Source organism: Brevundimonas aurifodinae, from assembly GCF_040195595.1.
GTDB classification, from domain to species: Bacteria; Pseudomonadota; Alphaproteobacteria; order Caulobacterales; family Caulobacteraceae; genus Brevundimonas; species Brevundimonas aurifodinae.
Window position 1 is genome coordinate 188,693 of record NZ_JBEGDD010000004.1, and the last position, 16,442, is coordinate 205,134.

16 protein-coding genes are annotated in these 16,442 nt (G+C 68.6%); 11 read left to right on the forward strand and 5 right to left on the reverse strand.

What is annotated here, in order from left to right:
• The first annotated feature begins 1 nt into the window (after position 1).
• A complete protein-coding gene (locus ABN401_RS06625; protein ID WP_349684040.1) occupies positions 2–574 on the forward strand; it encodes a cob(I)yrinic acid a,c-diamide adenosyltransferase in 573 nt (190 codons plus the stop codon).
• Between the two features lie 74 nt (positions 575–648).
• A complete protein-coding gene (locus tag ABN401_RS06630) occupies positions 649–2,151 on the forward strand; it encodes a CoA-acylating methylmalonate-semialdehyde dehydrogenase (protein ID WP_349683539.1) in 1,503 nt (500 codons plus the stop codon).
• Here the strand turns inward: ABN401_RS06630 and ABN401_RS06635 are convergent.
• Positions 2,148–3,020: a hypothetical protein gene (locus ABN401_RS06635; protein ID WP_349684041.1), complete on the reverse strand. Its 873-nt coding sequence runs from the start codon at positions 3,018–3,020 to the stop codon at positions 2,148–2,150. The two genes, ABN401_RS06630 and ABN401_RS06635, sit on opposite strands and share 4 nt — an antisense overlap.
• Before the next feature lie 55 nt (positions 3,021–3,075).
• On the opposite strand from ABN401_RS06635, the gene ABN401_RS06640 reads away from it, so the two are divergent.
• Positions 3,076–3,429, forward strand: coding sequence for a DUF1491 family protein (locus ABN401_RS06640; RefSeq protein WP_349684042.1), 354 nt, complete (start codon positions 3,076–3,078; stop codon positions 3,427–3,429).
• 86 nt (positions 3,430–3,515) lie between these two features.
• Complete coding sequence (locus ABN401_RS06645) at positions 3,516–3,896, forward strand: hypothetical protein (RefSeq protein WP_349684043.1); 381 nt, start codon at positions 3,516–3,518, stop codon at positions 3,894–3,896.
• A 23-nt stretch (positions 3,897–3,919) separates the two neighbouring features.
• On the opposite strand, the gene ABN401_RS06650 is transcribed toward ABN401_RS06645, so the two are convergent.
• A complete protein-coding gene (locus ABN401_RS06650) occupies positions 3,920–4,093 on the reverse strand; it encodes a hypothetical protein (protein WP_349684044.1) in 174 nt (57 codons plus the stop codon).
• A gap of 193 nt (positions 4,094–4,286) precedes the next feature.
• On the opposite strand from ABN401_RS06650, the gene ABN401_RS06655 reads away from it, so the two are divergent.
• Together ABN401_RS06655 and ABN401_RS06660 are read left to right on the forward strand one after the other, a co-directional pair.
• Complete coding sequence (locus ABN401_RS06655) at positions 4,287–5,969, forward strand: peptide chain release factor 3 (protein WP_349684045.1); 1,683 nt, start codon at positions 4,287–4,289, stop codon at positions 5,967–5,969.
• Between the two features lie 77 nt (positions 5,970–6,046).
• A complete protein-coding gene (locus ABN401_RS06660; RefSeq protein ID WP_349684046.1) occupies positions 6,047–6,727 on the forward strand; it encodes a hypothetical protein in 681 nt (226 codons plus the stop codon).
• A 184-nt stretch (positions 6,728–6,911) separates the two neighbouring features.
• Here the strand turns inward: ABN401_RS06660 and ABN401_RS06665 are convergent, their stop codons facing one another.
• A complete protein-coding gene (locus ABN401_RS06665) occupies positions 6,912–8,012 on the reverse strand; it encodes an alkene reductase (protein ID WP_349684047.1) in 1,101 nt (366 codons plus the stop codon).
• A gap of 152 nt (positions 8,013–8,164) precedes the next feature.
• Here ABN401_RS06665 and ABN401_RS06670 point away from each other — a divergent pair, with 152 nt between their 5' ends.
• A complete protein-coding gene (locus ABN401_RS06670; RefSeq protein WP_349684048.1) occupies positions 8,165–9,427 on the forward strand; it encodes a hypothetical protein in 1,263 nt (420 codons plus the stop codon).
• A 316-nt stretch (positions 9,428–9,743) separates the two neighbouring features.
• A complete protein-coding gene (locus ABN401_RS06675; RefSeq protein WP_349684049.1) occupies positions 9,744–13,085 on the forward strand; it encodes a beta strand repeat-containing protein in 3,342 nt (1,113 codons plus the stop codon).
• 61 nt (positions 13,086–13,146) lie between these two features.
• On the opposite strand, the gene cysQ is transcribed toward ABN401_RS06675, so the two are convergent.
• Positions 13,147–13,941 (reverse strand): 3'(2'),5'-bisphosphate nucleotidase CysQ, encoded by a 795-nt coding sequence (cysQ, locus tag ABN401_RS06680; protein ID WP_349684050.1) that lies wholly within the window; start codon positions 13,939–13,941, stop codon positions 13,147–13,149.
• A gap of 63 nt (positions 13,942–14,004) precedes the next feature.
• Here cysQ and chpT point away from each other — a divergent pair, with 63 nt between their 5' ends.
• The 3 genes from chpT to ABN401_RS06695 all read left to right on the forward strand — a co-directional run bounded on the left by chpT (position 14,005) and on the right by ABN401_RS06695 (position 15,999).
• Entirely contained in the window at positions 14,005–14,673 is a 669-nt protein-coding gene (gene chpT, locus ABN401_RS06685) for a histidine phosphotransferase ChpT (protein WP_349684051.1), read from the forward strand.
• Between the two features lie 91 nt (positions 14,674–14,764).
• Complete coding sequence (locus ABN401_RS06690; RefSeq protein WP_349684052.1) at positions 14,765–15,136, forward strand: response regulator; 372 nt, start codon at positions 14,765–14,767, stop codon at positions 15,134–15,136.
• Positions 15,137–15,183: 47 nt separating this feature from the next.
• A complete protein-coding gene (locus ABN401_RS06695) occupies positions 15,184–15,999 on the forward strand; it encodes a CheR family methyltransferase (RefSeq protein ID WP_349684053.1) in 816 nt (271 codons plus the stop codon).
• Positions 16,000–16,003: 4 nt separating this feature from the next.
• Here ABN401_RS06695 and ABN401_RS06700 read toward each other — a convergent pair whose 3' ends face one another.
• Positions 16,004–16,387, reverse strand: coding sequence for a GIY-YIG nuclease family protein (locus tag ABN401_RS06700; protein WP_349684054.1), 384 nt, complete (start codon positions 16,385–16,387; stop codon positions 16,004–16,006).
• Positions 16,388–16,442 lie beyond the last annotated feature (55 nt).

A 16,442-nucleotide genomic window follows, 5' to 3' on the forward strand; every position in this document is an offset into this window, starting at 1 on the left:
CGTGGTCGTCCTGAACAAGATCTACACCCGCACCGGCGATGCGGGCGACACCGGCCTGGCGTCCGGCGTGCGGGTGTCCAAGAGCGATCCGCGCGTCGAGGCCTATGGCACCGTCGATGAACTCAACGCCGTGATCGGCGTGGCCCGCCTGCATTCGGGCCAGAACGACCGCATCGACGCCATGCTGGGCCGCATCCAGAACGAGCTGTTCGACCTGGGCGCCGACCTGGCCACACCCCACGACCCGGCCCCGAAATGGGAGGCCCTGCGCATCGTCGCCTCCCAGGTCGAGCGGCTGGAGGCCGAAATCGACTGGATGAACGAGAGCCTGAAGGCGCTGGACAGCTTCATCCTGCCGGGCGGCTCGTCGCTGTCGGCGCATCTGCACCTGGCGCGCACGGTCGCGCGTCGGGCCGAGCGCGAGACCATCCGGCTGGTCGAGACCGGCGTGGCGGTGACGCCCGAGGCCCTGCGCTATCTGAACCGCCTGTCCGACCACCTGTTCGTCGCGGCCCGCCGCGCCAACGCCAACGGCGCGGCCGACGTGAAATGGGTGGCGGGCGGGACGCGGTGACGCTGGCGCGGACGCTGCGCGGCGGCTAAACCGCCCGCCAAACAAGAACAGTCCGCTTTCAGGGAAACGCTCGCATGCGCGACATCCACCATTTCATCGACGGCGCGTCCTTCACCGGATCGTCGGGGCGTTTCGGCGACGTGTTCAACCCGAACACCGGCGAGGTCCAGGCCCGCGTGCAACTGGCCACCGAGGCCGAGATGGATCGCGCGGTCCAGGCCGCCCAGAACGCGTTCGAGGGCTGGTCCTCGACCAACCCCCAGCGCCGCGCGCGGGTAATGTTCGAGTTCAAGCGCCTGGTCGAGGCCAACATGACCGAGCTGGCCGAGCTGCTGAGCGCCGAGCACGGCAAGGTCGTCGCGGACTCCAGGGGCGACATCCAGCGCGGCCTGGAGGTCATCGAGTTCGCCTGCGGCATCCCCCATGCGCTGAAGGGCGAATACACCTGGGGCGCGGGTCCCGGCATCGACGTCTACTCGATGCGCCAGCCGCTGGGCGTGGTGTCGGGCATCACGCCGTTCAACTTCCCCGCAATGATCCCGATGTGGATGTTCGGCGTGGCGATCGCGACCGGTAACACCTTCATCCTGAAGCCCTCGGAGCGCGATCCGTCGGTGCCGGTGCGTCTGGCCGAGCTGATGATGGAGGCGGGCGCTCCCGCCGGCGTCCTCAACGTCGTGCACGGTGACAAGGCGGCGGTCGACGCCATCCTGATCCACCCGCTGATCCACGCCGTCAGCTTCGTCGGGTCATCGGACATCGCCAGCTACGTCTACCAGACCGGCGCGGCGCACGGGAAACGGGTCCAGGCCATGGGGGGCGCCAAGAACCACGGCATCGTCCTGCCCGACGCCGACATGGACCAGGTCATCAAGGACCTGTCGGGCGCGGCCTATGGCTCGGCCGGCGAACGCTGCATGGCCCTGCCGGTCGTGGTGCCGGTCGGCAAGCAAACAGCTGACATTCTGCGCGAGCGGATGGTGGCGGAGATCCCGTCGATGCGGGTCGGCGTCTCGACCGACGCGGGGGCCCACTACGGCCCGGTCGTGACCGCCCAGCACAAGGCCCGCGTCGAGGGCTGGATCGATCAGGGGGTCAAGGACGGCGCCGAACTGGTCGTTGACGGGCGGGGCTTCAGCCTGCAGGGCCACGAGAAGGGCTATTTCATCGGCCCGTCGCTGTTCGACCACGTCACGCCCGAGATGGAGTCCTACAAGGAGGAGATCTTCGGCCCGGTGCTGCAGATCGTTCGCGCGGCCAGCTTCGAGGAGGCGCTGAGCCTGCCGTCCAAGCACCAGTACGGCAACGGCGTCGCCATCTTCACCCAGAACGGCCGCGCGGCGCGGGACTTCGCCGCCCGGGTCAATGTCGGCATGGTGGGGATCAATGTGCCGATCCCGGTGCCGGTCGCCTATCACACCTTCGGCGGTTGGAAGCGCTCGGCCTTCGGCGACACCAACCAGCACGGCATGGAGGGCGTGAAGTTCTGGACCAAGGCCAAGACCGTCACCGCCCGCTGGCCTGACTCCGACCTGGAACACGCCGACAGCAGCTTCGTCATTCCGACGATGCGCTAGATCGTCCCCAGGGCAACGAAGGCGCGCGCCGCCGCGAAATCCCCGGCCTCGAACCGGGCGGTGGCGATGCTGCCGTCGCGGAACAGGAACTGGATCAGGAAGGGCTCGCGCGGGTCCAGCGCGGCCAGCCGCTCGGCCCCCGCGTCGGGAAACCGCCAGGCCTCGCCTTGACGGCGTCCCTCGGTGAGCAGCGTCGGGGCGGCCATGTCGGTGCCGGCCGACCAGACCGTCCGACGCTGGCTTTCGGGCGGCAAGACACCGATCCCCGCCGCCGTCAGCCAGGGACGCGGCGACAGGGCCGGATCGCGCATGACGATGCGCGCCGCATAGGGACGGGGTTGTCCAACGAAGGACACCACCGCCGACAGAGCCTGAACGCCCTCCGGATCGGCGGCGAGACCGAAGGTGACCGGCGAGGCCCCGGTGACCGAGGCCTGCATCAACCGCCAGCCCGGCTCATCGCTTCCCATCCGGTCGGCGGCCCAGGCGGCGCGACTGCCGGGGAAGGTCATGCGCGGGGTGCGCGCCCAACCGTCGAAGGCATGGGCGACGCGGTCACGGACCACCCCCAGCTCCGGGTTGGCGCAGGACACGGACGCGGCGCGGGCGCGGGCTCGCGCCGCCGTCTCTCGCAGGGCGGTCTCGGCGGTGCCAGCCCTCAGAGCCGCGCCGTGGGCCTGAAGCGTCGCGGCCGACAGGGCCCCGGCGACGGGCGCGGCGAACAGGCGGCATTTCCGGTCAGCCGCCAGAACGAAGGCGCGGTCATAGTAGGTGCCGGTGCCCTCGGCCGTCGCCACGGCCGGCGACAGCGCCACCCCCGCCACAAGGGCGAGCGTGCTGGCGAAACGGGGAAATAGGCCTATCCTCATGCCCCGACCCTAGCGCCACGACGTTCCGGTCCCGTTTCCGATCAGGGTTAGCGATTTGCTTCTGAACTCAGACCTCTGGGTCTCCGCCCTGATCCGCCGCGCCGAGATCGCCGGGGCCAACGCCACCGTCGTGCGCCGGGGCGATGGCCGGGCCGGGACGGTGATCGTCAAGGCCTATGACACCTCCACGCGCGAGGCGCGGCTGTTCACCGAGGCCTTCGGACAGGACGGCGACCGGCTCTGGATCCAGCCCGTCACCGGCACCGAGAGCGAACTGGACACCTATATCGACCGCCAGCGCGGCTACGACCCCGACATCTGGGTGGTCGAAGTCGAGGACCGGCAGGGGCGACACTTCATCACGGAGAAGGTCGAGGGCGAGGGCGGCGGATCGGTCGCAAATCCTTAAGGACGTTCGGGAACGGAACCGAAAACCACCTCGGCCTAGGGTCAGCGGTGTCGGCGAGAAGCGTCGGCGTCAGGCGAGTGCCCCGCATGCTGTTTCTCATGAACGACGTCGTGTTCGATCTGGACGAGGCCTGCCCGGTCACGGCCGCCGACGCGCGCCGGTTCGAGAAGCTGGGTTTCGACTATCTGATGGAACTGGGCTGCGAGTTGTTCGCCGAGGACCCGATGCTGCACCGGAACGACCCGGTCCGCGCCCGTCGCCTGGCCTGGCTGATCCACGACCGCAGCCCGGACGTGAACGCCGCCCTGTTCGCCGCCCCCGAGACCGACTGCGACCCGGCTCTGGTCGAGCCCCAGTTCTGCGCCCTGCCGGTCACCGTCCTGCGCCAGCTGATGACGCGCGCCAAAAAGGGCCTGCTGGACGCCGTCAGCGCCGACCGCGCCGTCTGGGGTCGCATGGCGGCCTGAGTCTTTGGTGGCCGGACAGCCGCCTAGAAGATCACCCGAAAGATCAGGTGCACCGCCACACCGACGGCGGCGATGAAGCCGAAGCCGGTGAAGACGCAGATGGAGGGGTGGATCTCGCCCTTCGGCGCGGCCCGGTCCCCACGATCGACAAGGGGCCTGACGCTCGAAACGCGGTCCGCCGGATGCAGCGAAGCCATGGTCGTTTCCTTTTTCCCTGCGGCGTCCGGCGCGTGTCCGGAACGTCTCACCGGGCCAGTGTGACTCCAAAGACCCCGCTTGGCGAGGGGTTTTCGCCGCTTTATCGACGAACCGTCGATAGTGGATCCCGTGCCCCCGGCGCGTGACTTTCCGGCCCCCTCGCGCTAGGTCCGCGCGCCCACCGGAAAGACCATGTCGAAACTGACCCTCGCCGAGGAGGCCCTGCGTCGCAGGACCTTCGCCATCATCGCCCACCCCGATGCGGGCAAGACCACCCTGACCGAGCACATCCTGCTGTCCGGCGGGGCCATCCGCGCGGCCGGGGCGGTGCGGGCGCGGGGCGAGAACCGGCGCACGCGCTCGGACTGGATGAAGATCGAGAAGGAGCGCGGCATCTCCGTCTCTGCCTCGGTCATGACGTTCGAGCACGACGGCAAGATGTTCAACCTGCTCGACACCCCGGGGCACGAGGACTTTTCCGAAGACACCTATCGCACCCTGACGGCCGCCGACTGCGCCATCATGGTGCTGGACGCCGCCAAGGGCATCGAACCCCAGACGCTGAAGCTGTTCGAGGTGTGCCGCCTGCGCGACATCCCGATCATCACCTTCATCAACAAGCTGGACCGCGAGGCCCAGGACCCGATGACGCTGCTGGACGACATCGCCAGCCGCCTGCAACTGGACCCCGCCCCGATCTGGTGGCCGGCCGAGAGCGGCAACCGCCTGCGCGGCATGGTCGAACTCGGCACCGGCCGGTTCCAGCCCTATGCGAGGAAGGTTCCCGGCGCGGCCGAGGACGCCGGCCATCCCGACGCCCTGCCCCTGGCGGATGCCGGTCAGTATTTCGAGGCGGGCGAGCAGCAGGCCCTGACCGAGGCGCTGGAACTGGTCGAGGGCGGCTATCCGGCGTTCGACCGCCAGTCCTTCCTGGAGGGGCATCTGACGCCGGTGCTGTGGGGATCGGCGCTGCGCCACTTCGGCATCGACCAACTGCTGGCCGCGATCGGCGACTGGGCCCCCGCGCCGAAGAGCCTTCCGGCTCTTAGGGTCGAGGGTCGAGGGTCGAGGGGTGAGAAAGCAAGCGGCGGGGGCAAGGAAGACCTTTCGACCCTCGACCCTCGACCCTCGACCCTCGTCGATCCCGCCTCCCCCGAGGTCACCGGCTTCGTCTTCAAGGTCCAGGCCAATATGGACCCCAACCACCGCGACCGCATCGCCATGTTCCGCATGGCCAGCGGATCGTTCAGGCGCGGCATGAAGCTGAAGGTCCAGAACACCGGCAAATCCCTGTCGGTGAACGCGCCCATCATGTTCTTCGCCTCCGATCGCGAACTGGCCGAAGACGCCTATGCCGGCGACGTCATCGGCATTCCGAACCACGGCGTGCTGCGCGTCGGCGACAGTCTGTCGGAGAGCGGCCTGATCCGCTTCGCCGGCCTGCCCAACTTTGCGCCGGAGATCCTGCAGCGCGTGCGGGTCAAGGATCCGCTGAAGGCCAAGCATCTGAAGAAGGCGCTGGACGGCCTGGCCGAGGAGGGCGTGACCCAGCTGTTCCGCCCCGAGATCGGCGCGGACTTCATCGTCGGCGCGGTGGGCCAGCTGCAGTTCGAGGTCATGGCCGACCGGCTGGGCGAGGAATACGGGCTGGAGGTCATCTTCGAACCCAGCCCCTATGCCGAGGCGCGCTGGATCATGCCGGTAGAGGGGGGCGACAAGGCCGACGTCGAGGACTTCATGTCGAAGTATCGCGGCCAGATGGCGCGCGACCTCGACCAGGCCCCGGTCTTCCTGGCCAAGTCCAGCTGGGAGACCGGCTATGTGATGGAACGTTTCCCCAAGGTCGCCTTCACCAAGACGCGCGAGCGGGGCTGAACCCAAGAGTCGGGTCGGCCCGCGAACCTTCGCCGTCCGCCATCGTTCTGTCGCCAAGCCATGGTGGAACCGAACGCATGACCGACCGATCTCACCGGACCCTGCTCGTTCTCACGGCCTCGGCGGCGGCCCTGCTGCTGACGGCGGGGGCCTCGGCGCAGGAGACGCCCGCCCAGGCCCGCGCCCGCGCCGCCACCCAGTCGCTGAACGGCGGGCCCTCGGAAACGACCCTGGGACTGCCGCCCGCCGCGCCTCCGGCGCCTTCCGTCCAGGCCCCCCGGCCGACGCAGACCCGCGATCTGGATCGGACGCTGGAAGACCTGCTCGGCGCCTTCGCCGACGAGGCTGAACCCGAAGATGCTGCCACGCCCGCCGTTACCCTGGCCGAGGGCGAGACCGAGCCCGCGCCGATCCCGGTGGCGCTGGGCTACTACGTTCGGGGCGACAAGGATTGCGACCAGGTCTGGCCCGGCGAAGGCGACCTGGCGTTCATGACGCCCACCACCTTCACCATCGACTTCGGCGGCTGCGCGCCCGGCCAGTTCCTGCAGACCGGGCCCAACAGCTGGCGCGAGGAACAGAGCTGCCGCACCGAACTGGGCGGCGACGCCGGGTCCTATGTCGTCGACTACGAGATGGTCGAGACCGGCACCCTGCGCCGCACCGCCCGTCTGGAGATCGACAGCAGCGTCGAACAGGACACCTGGCGCTTCTGCGAGATCGCCGATGTGCCCGAGAACGCGCGGTTTGGGTCGTAGCGCGGCGATCCATATTATCCAAACCGGATAATATGGATCGCTTCAGCAGCTTGTATTGTCTGATCGGATAGCAAGCGCATGCCCTAGGGCGCGTTTTTCTTGGCTAGATCCACTCCGTCATCCTCGGACTTGATCCGAGGATGACGGAGTGGGTTGAGCCGATCTTACCTAAACTAAAGAGACCCTACGCCTGAACCGTCTCGAGAAACGGATAGTCGGTGTAGCCCTTGGCGCCGCCGCCGTAGAAGGTGGCCTTGTCCGGTGCGTTCAGGGGGGCGTTGGTCTTCCACCGCTCGACCAGATCGGGGTTGGACAGCACCGGCACCCCGACGCTGACCAGGTCGGCGCGACCCTCGGTCATGGCCTTTTCCGCCGTCGCGCGGCTCAGGCCGCCGTTCAGCATGACCGGACCGCCGAAGGCGTCGCGAATGTCCGAGGCCAGTTGCGGGGCGTCGCCCTTGATCGACATGGGCGTGCCGGGCTCGCCCTCGATCAGGTGCAGGAAGGCCAGGCCGAAGGGCTTCAGCGCGGCGGCGGCCGGCACGAAGACCGCGGCGGGGTCGCTGTCCATCGTGCTGTTGGCCCCGTTCGACGGCGACAGGCGGATGCCGACGCGGTCGGCACCCCAGACGGCGACGACGGCCGAGACGACCTCCAGCATGAAGCGCAGCCGGTTCTCGACAGAACCGCCGTAGCGGTCATCGCGCTTGTTGGAGCCGTCCTTCAGGAATTGGTCGATCAGATAGCCGTTGGCGGCATGGATCTCGACCCCGTCGAAGCCGGCCTTCCTGGCCATCTCGGCGGCGTGGACATAGTCGGCGATGATGGCCTCGATCTGGGGAATCGTCAGGGCGCGCGGCGTCTGGAACGGGGCCATGGTGAAGTCGGGCTTCATCGTCTGGCCTTCGGCGGCGACGGCCGAGGGCGCGAAGCCCGGCAGACCATCGGGCTGATAGTCCGACAGCGAGACGCGGCCGACGTGCCACAGCTGGGCGACGATCAGGCCGCCCCTGGCGTGGACGGCGTCGGTCACGGCCTTCCAGCCCTGAACCTGTGCCTCGGTGAAGATGCCCGGCGTGTTGGGATAGCCCTGGGCCGAGCGGCTGATCTGGGTCGCCTCCGATACGATCAGTCCCACCGACGCCCGCTGGGCATAGTATTCCGCCGCCAGCGGGTTGGGCACCTCGCCCTCGACCGCCCGGCTGCGGGTCAGCGGCGCCATCGCGATCCGGTTCTTCAGCTTGAGCGCGCCGAGGTCGATGGGGTCGAAGAGCGAGGACGTCATAGGAAACACCTTCTGTTGCGGTCAGGACCAGATGGGTGTCCCGGCAGCGGCGTTCAACCCCGGGGAACCCGGCAGCGGCGTCAGGCTTGCTAGACTGTGATCCGAGACAGTGACACGGTCCCGATGCGGGACGCGGAGCGTTTGACGGGACGATGTTCGAGTTTGGCAAAGACCTGAGAAAGCTGTTCGGCGAGGCGCGCGACAGCGACGACCTGGGCTGGCTGGAGCTGATCGGGGCCGACCTGCTGGCGGTCGAGGCCCGGGCCCTGACCACCGACGGCGGCCGCGTGTCGTGCCGGACGCCGTCGCGCACCTGGACCCGCGCCTCGGCCCTGTGGCGAGAGCATGCGCGACGCACCGGCATGCGCCCCAGTCTGGACAAGGCCCTGGCCACCGCCGCCGACGCCCTGAAGTCCGCGACCCACCCGGAGGACGCCGCCCGCGCCGGGCTGGCCGCCTCCCTGGCCTGGCTGACCGCCTTCGACCTGTACGGCGACCGCTCGGCCCTGGACGAGGCGACCCATGCCGCCCGCGAGACCGAGCCCAGGCGGCTGGCCACCCTGGCGCTCAGCGCCTCGGTCCACGCCCGCATCCGCACGCGTCAGGCCCGACTGAGCGGCCAGACCACCGACCGGCTGGACGCCGCCGCCCTGATGGACGCGGCCCTGCACGCCCTGGTCAAGCACAGCCCGACCGAGGCGGACGACCTGCGTCTGGACGGCGCGGCCCTGGCGCTGGAGGGCGGCATCCTGCAGCGCGACGCCCGGCTGCTGGACCAGGCCGGACGCGATCTTCAGGCCCTGGTCGCGGCCTGCGACCCGGACACCCGGCCCCTGACCCGCGCGCGCGCCCTGGCCCTGTGCGGCGCGGGTCTGTCGGCCCTGGCGGCCATGGCGGGCGACGCGGCGGCCACCGCGACCGGCCACGCCCTGTTCGACGCGGCGGCGGATCAGTTCTTCCCCGAGCACAGTCCGATGGACTGGGCCGCCGTCCAGGTCGCCCGCGCCGTCGATCCCGCGACGCCCATCGAGGCCCTGATGCAGGCGGAAGGCCTGACCGGCGGTCACGGAACGGTACTGGGGGCGCTGGCCCTGGACCTGCTGATCCAGCGCGAGATCGCCACGGCCGCGGCCAACGGCGACCTGATGGCCCTGACCCGCATCGAGACCCGCGTCCGCCGCCGTCTGGCAGAGCGCGTCGGCGTGACTGGAGCGGTCGACTGGGCCGTCGACCAGATCGCCATGGCGCGACTGATGATCGCACGCGCCGACCTGATGGGGACCGAACCGGATCAGGCGGCCTTCGTCCTGTCGGAGGCGGCGGAGGCGGCGACCGACCACGGCGTGCCGGTGCTGGCGGATCGGGCGAAGGGATTGATGGTGGGGCTGGGATCGCCGGTCCGGCAACGCCCCTGACTGCGGCCGGACGCCAGCCGTCGGGCAATGCAGTGCTGAACGGTGCCGTCTCGTCAGCCCGGCCCACGACCGCTTCGGTTTGGCCGTCTGTGGACCACGCAACGCGGGATCGATCTCAGGACCAGGCGCATGCGTCACAGTGACGCCGGAACACGACGACCACTGCTTTTCGAGAAGACGAACCCGCGAACTCGGCCTTCAGCCACCCGCTGAAACTTGACTACCCGGGAGGGCTCGCAAATAGAAATTCCCGTGCGGCTGCGCGTTGCGGTTGCTGTCTGGCGGCTTGAGGAGCCGCATGGGGGAGTAAGGCACAATGGCTGCACCTACGGTCAACATCACGCTCTCGGACACCGCGCTGAGGGTCGGCGAAACCTCAACGGTCACCTTCACCTTCTCCGAGGCTGTGCTCGGGTTCGCGCTCGACGACCTGACCGTCGCGAATGGCACAGTCTCTGGCCTGAGCACCGGAGACGGAGGGATCACCTGGACGGCAACCCTCACGCCGGACGCATCGATCGAGGACACCACGAACGTCATCACCCTCGATCTCACCGGCGTCACAGACGGCGGGGCCATTCCGGGGGTTGGAACGGCGAACTCGCCGAACTATTCCGTCGATACGCAGAGGCCGACGGCGGCGATCGTGGTCGCCACGACGACGCTGGGCGTTGGCCAGACCTCGACGGTGACGTTCACGTTTACAGAGGCCGTCGCCGGCTTCTCCACCGGTGACCTGACCGTCGAGAACGGGTTTGTTTCCGGGTTGTCGTCGGCTGACGGCGGGGTGACCTGGACAGGCACTCTGAACCCGACGGCCGCCATCTCCGACACAAGCAACGTCATCACGCTCGACAACCTTGGCGTCATCGATGCCGCCGGCAATGCGGGCCTGGGGTCCACTGCATCCAACAACTATGCCGTGGCGACGCTGGCGGCGCTGCCCTCACTCGGGAACCTGAACTTCCGCGCTGCCACCCAAGCCCAGGCGACCGCCTATGTCGGCGACGCGGCGGGTACAGACATCATCTTCTTCTCGAACGGGTCCGCGACCGGCACCGTCATCACCGTGATCCCGGCGCTGGGCGCCGATCCGGAAGTGATCCGCATCGCCAACGCGTCGGCTTCGGGCACCCAGTCGCTGGACTTCACGCGCGCGGCCATCACAGGCGTGAACAGCTTCCAGTTCGCCGACAGCACGGTGCTGATCTATGGCGCGCCCGGGTCGGAGGCCCTGGACGGCGATGCCTTCGCCGACCTGCTGTACGGCAACGACGGCGACGACACGATCACCGGCAACAACGGCGACGACCAGATCTTCGGTGGCAACGGCGCGGACTCGCTGCTGGGCGGCGAGGGTGCGGACCTGCTGCAAGGCAACACGGGTAACGACACCCAGTTCGGCGGCAACGGCAACGACTTCATCTTCGGCGGCCAGGGTGCCGACACGCTACGCGGAGAGAACGGCGACGACTTCATCCAGGGAAACATCGGGGCCGACACAATCTTTGGCGACAACGGGTCCGACACCCTGATCGGTGGCCAGGGCAACGATTCCATCATCGCCGGTAACGACAACGACCTTCTCCTTGGCGACCTTGGCGACGACGCCCTCAACGGCGGTAACGGCGACGATACGATCCACGGTGGCCAAGGGAACGACGTAGTCTCAGCCCTCGATGGTAATGATTTGATCCTCGGTGGCGATGGTGCCGACACAGTTGCCGGGGGCCAAGGGTCTGATGCTGTCTACGGCGACGGCGGTGCCGACTCCCTTTGGGGTGGTGACGGCAATGATGCGGTCAACGGCGGGGACGGCGACGACATCCTGGGCGACGCCGCATTCGCTAACTTCGAAAATGGCGACGACGTCATCGACGGCGGCAACGGCAACGACACGCTCGGCGGCGGGAATGGCGCGGACACCCTCTTGGGCGGCAACGGCAATGACCTGATCCGGGGTGACGACGGTAACGACGGCCTGCTGCAGGGCGGTCAGGGCAACGACACGGTCAACGGCGGCAACGGCGACGACTTCCTGTTCGGCGGCCAGGGCAACGACAGCCTGAACGCGGACGGCGGTAACGACTTCGCTCAGGGCAACCTTGGCAACGACTCCGTCAACGGCGGTGCCGGCAACGACACGCTGCTGGGCGGCCAGGGCAATGACACGGTCTTCGGCGGTCTGGGCAACGATCAGGTGTTCGGTGACCTCGGCAACGACCTCGTGGCGGGTGAAGACGGCAACGACACCGTCAACGGCGGCGAGGGCAACGACACCCTGGAAGGGAATGCCGGCAACGACGTCATCCTGGGCGGCAACGGCAACGACACGATCCAGGGCCAGGACGGCAACGACGTCATCAACGGCGAGGCCGGCAATGACAGCATCTTTGGCCAGGACGGCAACGACCTGATCGGTGGCGATGACGGCAACGACACCATCGACGGGGGTCTCGGCAACAACACCGTCAACGGCGGTATCGGCAACGACTCGATCAGTACCAGCACGGGCAACAGCTTCATCGACGGTGGCGCCGGCGACGACACCATCGGGGCCGAGAACGGGATCACGACCATCTTTGGTGGTGCCGGCAACGACTCCATCAACGCCGGCGGCGGCGCCGGCGACAGCGTTGACGGCGGTGACGGCAATGACACCATCGACGCCTTCACCGGTGACAACACCTTCACCGGCGGTGCCGGCGCCGACAGCATCGTCGCTGGCTCTGGCGCAGACAGCATCCTGGGCGGTGACGGCAACGACACCATCTCGGCGGGCAGCGGCAACGACACCGTCTCGGGCGGCAGCGGCGATGACTCGATCAACGGCGGCGACGGGGCCAACACCATCAACGGCGACGCCGGCAACGACACGATCACGACCGGGTTCGGTCCCGGCAACGACGTCATCTCCGGCGGCGACGGCAACGACGTCATCTCCTCGGGCTTCGGCAACGACACCATCCAGGGCGGCGAAGGCAACAATACCGTCGACTCCGGCGACGATGCCGACAACATCACCACCGGCGGTGGGGCCGACTCCATCGTCTCGGGTACCGGCAACGACGCCATCTCCTCGGGTGCCGGCAACGACACCATCTCCGGCGGTGATGGGGCCGATTCCATCTCGGGCGGCGATGGCGCGGACTCCATTGACGGCGGATCGGAGAACGACGCCATCTCGGGCGGAACGGGCAACGACGCTATCCTGGGCGGCACGGGCAACGACAACATCTCGGGCGGCGACGGTGCCGACACCATCACCGGCGGCGTGGGTGCCGACACCCTCTCGGGCGGGGCCGGCAACGACGTGTTCATCATCGCCAACGGCGATACGGGCATCACGGCGGCCGCGGCCGACATCTACCAGGACTTCCAGGCCGGCGACGTGTTCGACCTGGGCTACATCACGACCCCGCTGACGGCCGTGAACTATGCCGAGACGACCGCCGTCGACTTCAACGCGGCACTGACCGCCGCGAACGGCACGTTCAGTCTGAACGGCTCGGTCTCGGTCGTGGTGGTGGCGCTGGAAAACGGTACAGGCGCCTGGGTGTTCTTCGAGAACACCGGCGGCGGCGGAGGCACATCAACGGAGGCGATCTTCGTCACTGGCGGCACGCTCGCCAACCTGGACTTCACCAACTTCGTCTGAGGCCGGACGGAGACTCCAAGGGAAAGCGGGTTGGGCGGCGACGCCCGACCCCCTTTTTCGTCTATCCCCCCATCGCCACGAACGGCCCGTTGAGGAAGCCCGGCTTGCCATAGGCCAGCGGCCGACCGTCCTCGGCCAGCACCCGTCCCCCGGCCGCCTCCAGCACCGCCTGCCCGGCCGCCGTGTCCCACTCGGACGTCGGCCCGGTGCGCGGATAGGCGTCGAAGCGGCCCTCGGCGATCAGGCAGAACTTCAGCGAGGAGTCCGTGCCCTGCCACCGGGTGCAGCCGTGGCGGGCGGCGAGGCGGGCGGCCTCCTCGTCGGTGACGCTGTGGCTGAGAAGGGCGATGCCGTCGTCCGGGCGATTGCGAACCTTGATCGCGCGCCAGCCTTCCGGGCCCGTCTCGCCATAGCGGCGCATCTCGGCCCCGCCGCCGGGCGCGGTGCGCCAGGTCGTCTCGTTCGCCGGGGCCGTGACCACGCCCGCCACGGGACGCCCCGCGTCGATCAGGGCGATGTTGACAGTGAAGCTCTCCTTGCCCGCCACGAAGCCCTTGGTGCCGTCCAGAGGGTCGATCAGCCAATAGCGGTCGGCCGCGACCTCGGGGCGACCCTGGGCCTCCGACTGTTCCTCGGCCACGGCGGGCACGTCGGGATACAGGGCCGCCAGCCGCGACAGGATCAGGGTCTCGGCCTCGCGGTCGGCCTGGGTCACCGGGCTGTCGTCGGCCTTGGCGAACACCTCGGTCCCCACCTTCCAGTAGGGCAGGATGACGCGCGCGGCGTCCTCGGCGATGGCGGCGAGATGGTCGTGGAGGGCGCCGGACTTCAGGTCGGCGTCGAGATCGGTCTTCATTTCGGCGGGGATAGACCATCCGGCCGGTTTCGCGAACGGGCAAATCACCTCAGCGTGGCAACCATGACAGACGCCGCCTTCGCCGCCCCGCTCGACACGCTTGCCATGGACGGGCCCGAGCTCGCCAGCCTGATCGCGGCCAAGCTGTGCCACGACTTCATCAGTCCGTCCGGCGCCATCATGTCGGGGCTGGACCTGCTGGCCGATCCGACCGCCCAGGACATGCGCGAGGACGCGATCGGCCTGATCACCGATTCGGCGCGCAAGATGGTCGCCCTGGTCCAGTTCTGCCGCGTCGCCTTCGGAGCGGCGACCACCGCCGAGCGGTTCACGGGCGACGAGTTGAAGGGGCTGGTCGACGGGGTCATCGCGGGCGGGCGGGCGACCCTGGACTGGCGGCTGGACGTCGCGGACTTCGGCAAGCCCCAGGCCCGCGCCCTGGTCAACCTGGCCTATCTGACCGCCGCCGCCCTGCCGATGGGCGGAGAGGCTGTGGTCTCGGCGCGGGTCCAGGGCGACCGCATGGTCCTGGAGGGCCGGGCCGAGGGCGCGCGGGCGCGTCTGAAGCAGGAAGCCTCCACCGGTCTGGCGGGCCGGCGCCTGACGGAGGGGCTGGCGGGACAGTGGGTCCAGCCCTACTGGCTGTGGCTGACGGTCGATCAGACCGGCGGCCGTCTGGACGTCGAAGCTGTGGAGGGACGGGTCGTCCTGACGGCTTCGATGCCGTCTTAACCCGACAAGCCAACGCCTCGTTAACCGCCGAGCGACGATATTGGGTGGTGAAGCGGCGCGTCGATTCCTGCCGCTGGGAGACGTCTCGCTCGTGGAAGTCCGCACCTGCCTCATCGTGGACGACAGCCGGATCATCCGGAAGGTCGCCCGTCGCATCGTCGAGGGTCTCGGCTTCGAGGTCGACGAGGCCGCCGACGGCGTGGAGGCCCTGACCCACTGTGGCGGGCTGATGCCCGACGTCATCCTGCTGGACTGGAACATGCCGGTGATGGACGGCATGGGCTTTCTGAAACGCCTGCGCGAACAGCCCGGCGGCGACCGGCCCAAGGTCCTGTTCTGCACCATCGAGACCGCGCCCGAACGCATCGCCGAGGCCCTGGGGGCCGGGGCGGACGACTATGTGATGAAGCCGTTCGACGGCGAGATCCTGCAGTCCAAACTGTCCGAAGTCGGAGCCGTCTGAAACCAGATCATGCCCATGCCCGCAGCTCAGACCCGAGAGGACTTGGCGTGACCCAGGACGATTTCGATCGCCTGCAGGGTCTGCTCGCGTCGCGGGCAGGCTTCCGGCTGGGACGCGACCGCATCCATCTGGCCGAGCACCGGCTGGCCCCGGTCGCGCGCCGCGAGGGCTTCGACAGCGTGGACGCCATGCTCCAGACCCTGTGGGTCAAGCCGGTCGCCTCGCTGGGCTGGGCGGTGATCGATGCCATGCTGAACCCCGAGACCTGGTTCCGCCGCGACCGGGCCGTGTTCGACACCTTCGCCGGGGAACTGCTGCCTGCCATCAGCCGGGTGCGTCCGGGCGGCCGGGTCCAGGTCTGGTCGGCCGGCTGTTCGACCGGACAGGAGGCCTACTCCCTGGCCATGGGGGCCCTGTCGGCGGGCGTCACCGCCGACATCGTCGCCACCGACCTGTCGCAGCGCGCGATCGACAAGGCCCGCAGCGGCCTGTTCAGCGCCTTCGAGATCCAGCGCGGCCTGTCGGCCCGCACCATGCTGGACTGGTTCGAGCCCGCCGAGGACGCCTGGTCCGCGGTGCCCCGGCTGAAGGACGCGGTTCGCTTCGCCCGCCACAACCTGCTGGACGCGCCCACCGACGGGGCCCGGTTCGACGTCATCCTGTGCCGCAACGTCCTGGCCGACGTGGACCCGGCCCAGCGCGGCCAGATCGTCGACCATCTGGAGCGCCGTCTGATGGACGACGGCGTCCTGATCCTGGGGGCCGAGGAACGCATCGAGGGCGACACCATGGCGTTCCGCGCCGTCGGCGGCCGGAAGGGCCTGTATGTGAAGGCCCCCTCGGCGTTGAGCCGGGCGGCGTAGAAGATCACTCCTCGATCTCGCCCCTTTTGATCCGGGCGAGAAATGCTTCCACACCCCCGTCATCCTCGGACTTGATCCGAGGATCGGAGGCCTGGCCAACAAGAAAGGGGTAAAGGTCGCACCAATCCGGATTGCGACGCTCGATCAGCTCCATCTTCCATGGCCGGTTCCAGCGCTCCAGCGGGCGCGACCGGTGAATGGCGGAAACCATCATCTCGAAGGGCTCGTACCAAACGAGCATCCCGCAGCGATGGCGCTTGGTGAAACCCTCGTAGAGCCCGTCCCGATGCTCTCGTCCTCGCCGGTACAGATCGTTCGTCGAGCCGATGTAGACGACGCCCATTGGACGGCTGGCTTCGATGTATGTAGCGATGAACGGCCGTTCCATCGGCCGAGCTTGCTGAACGTCCGATCCTCGGGTCAAGCCCGAGGATGACGGAAAG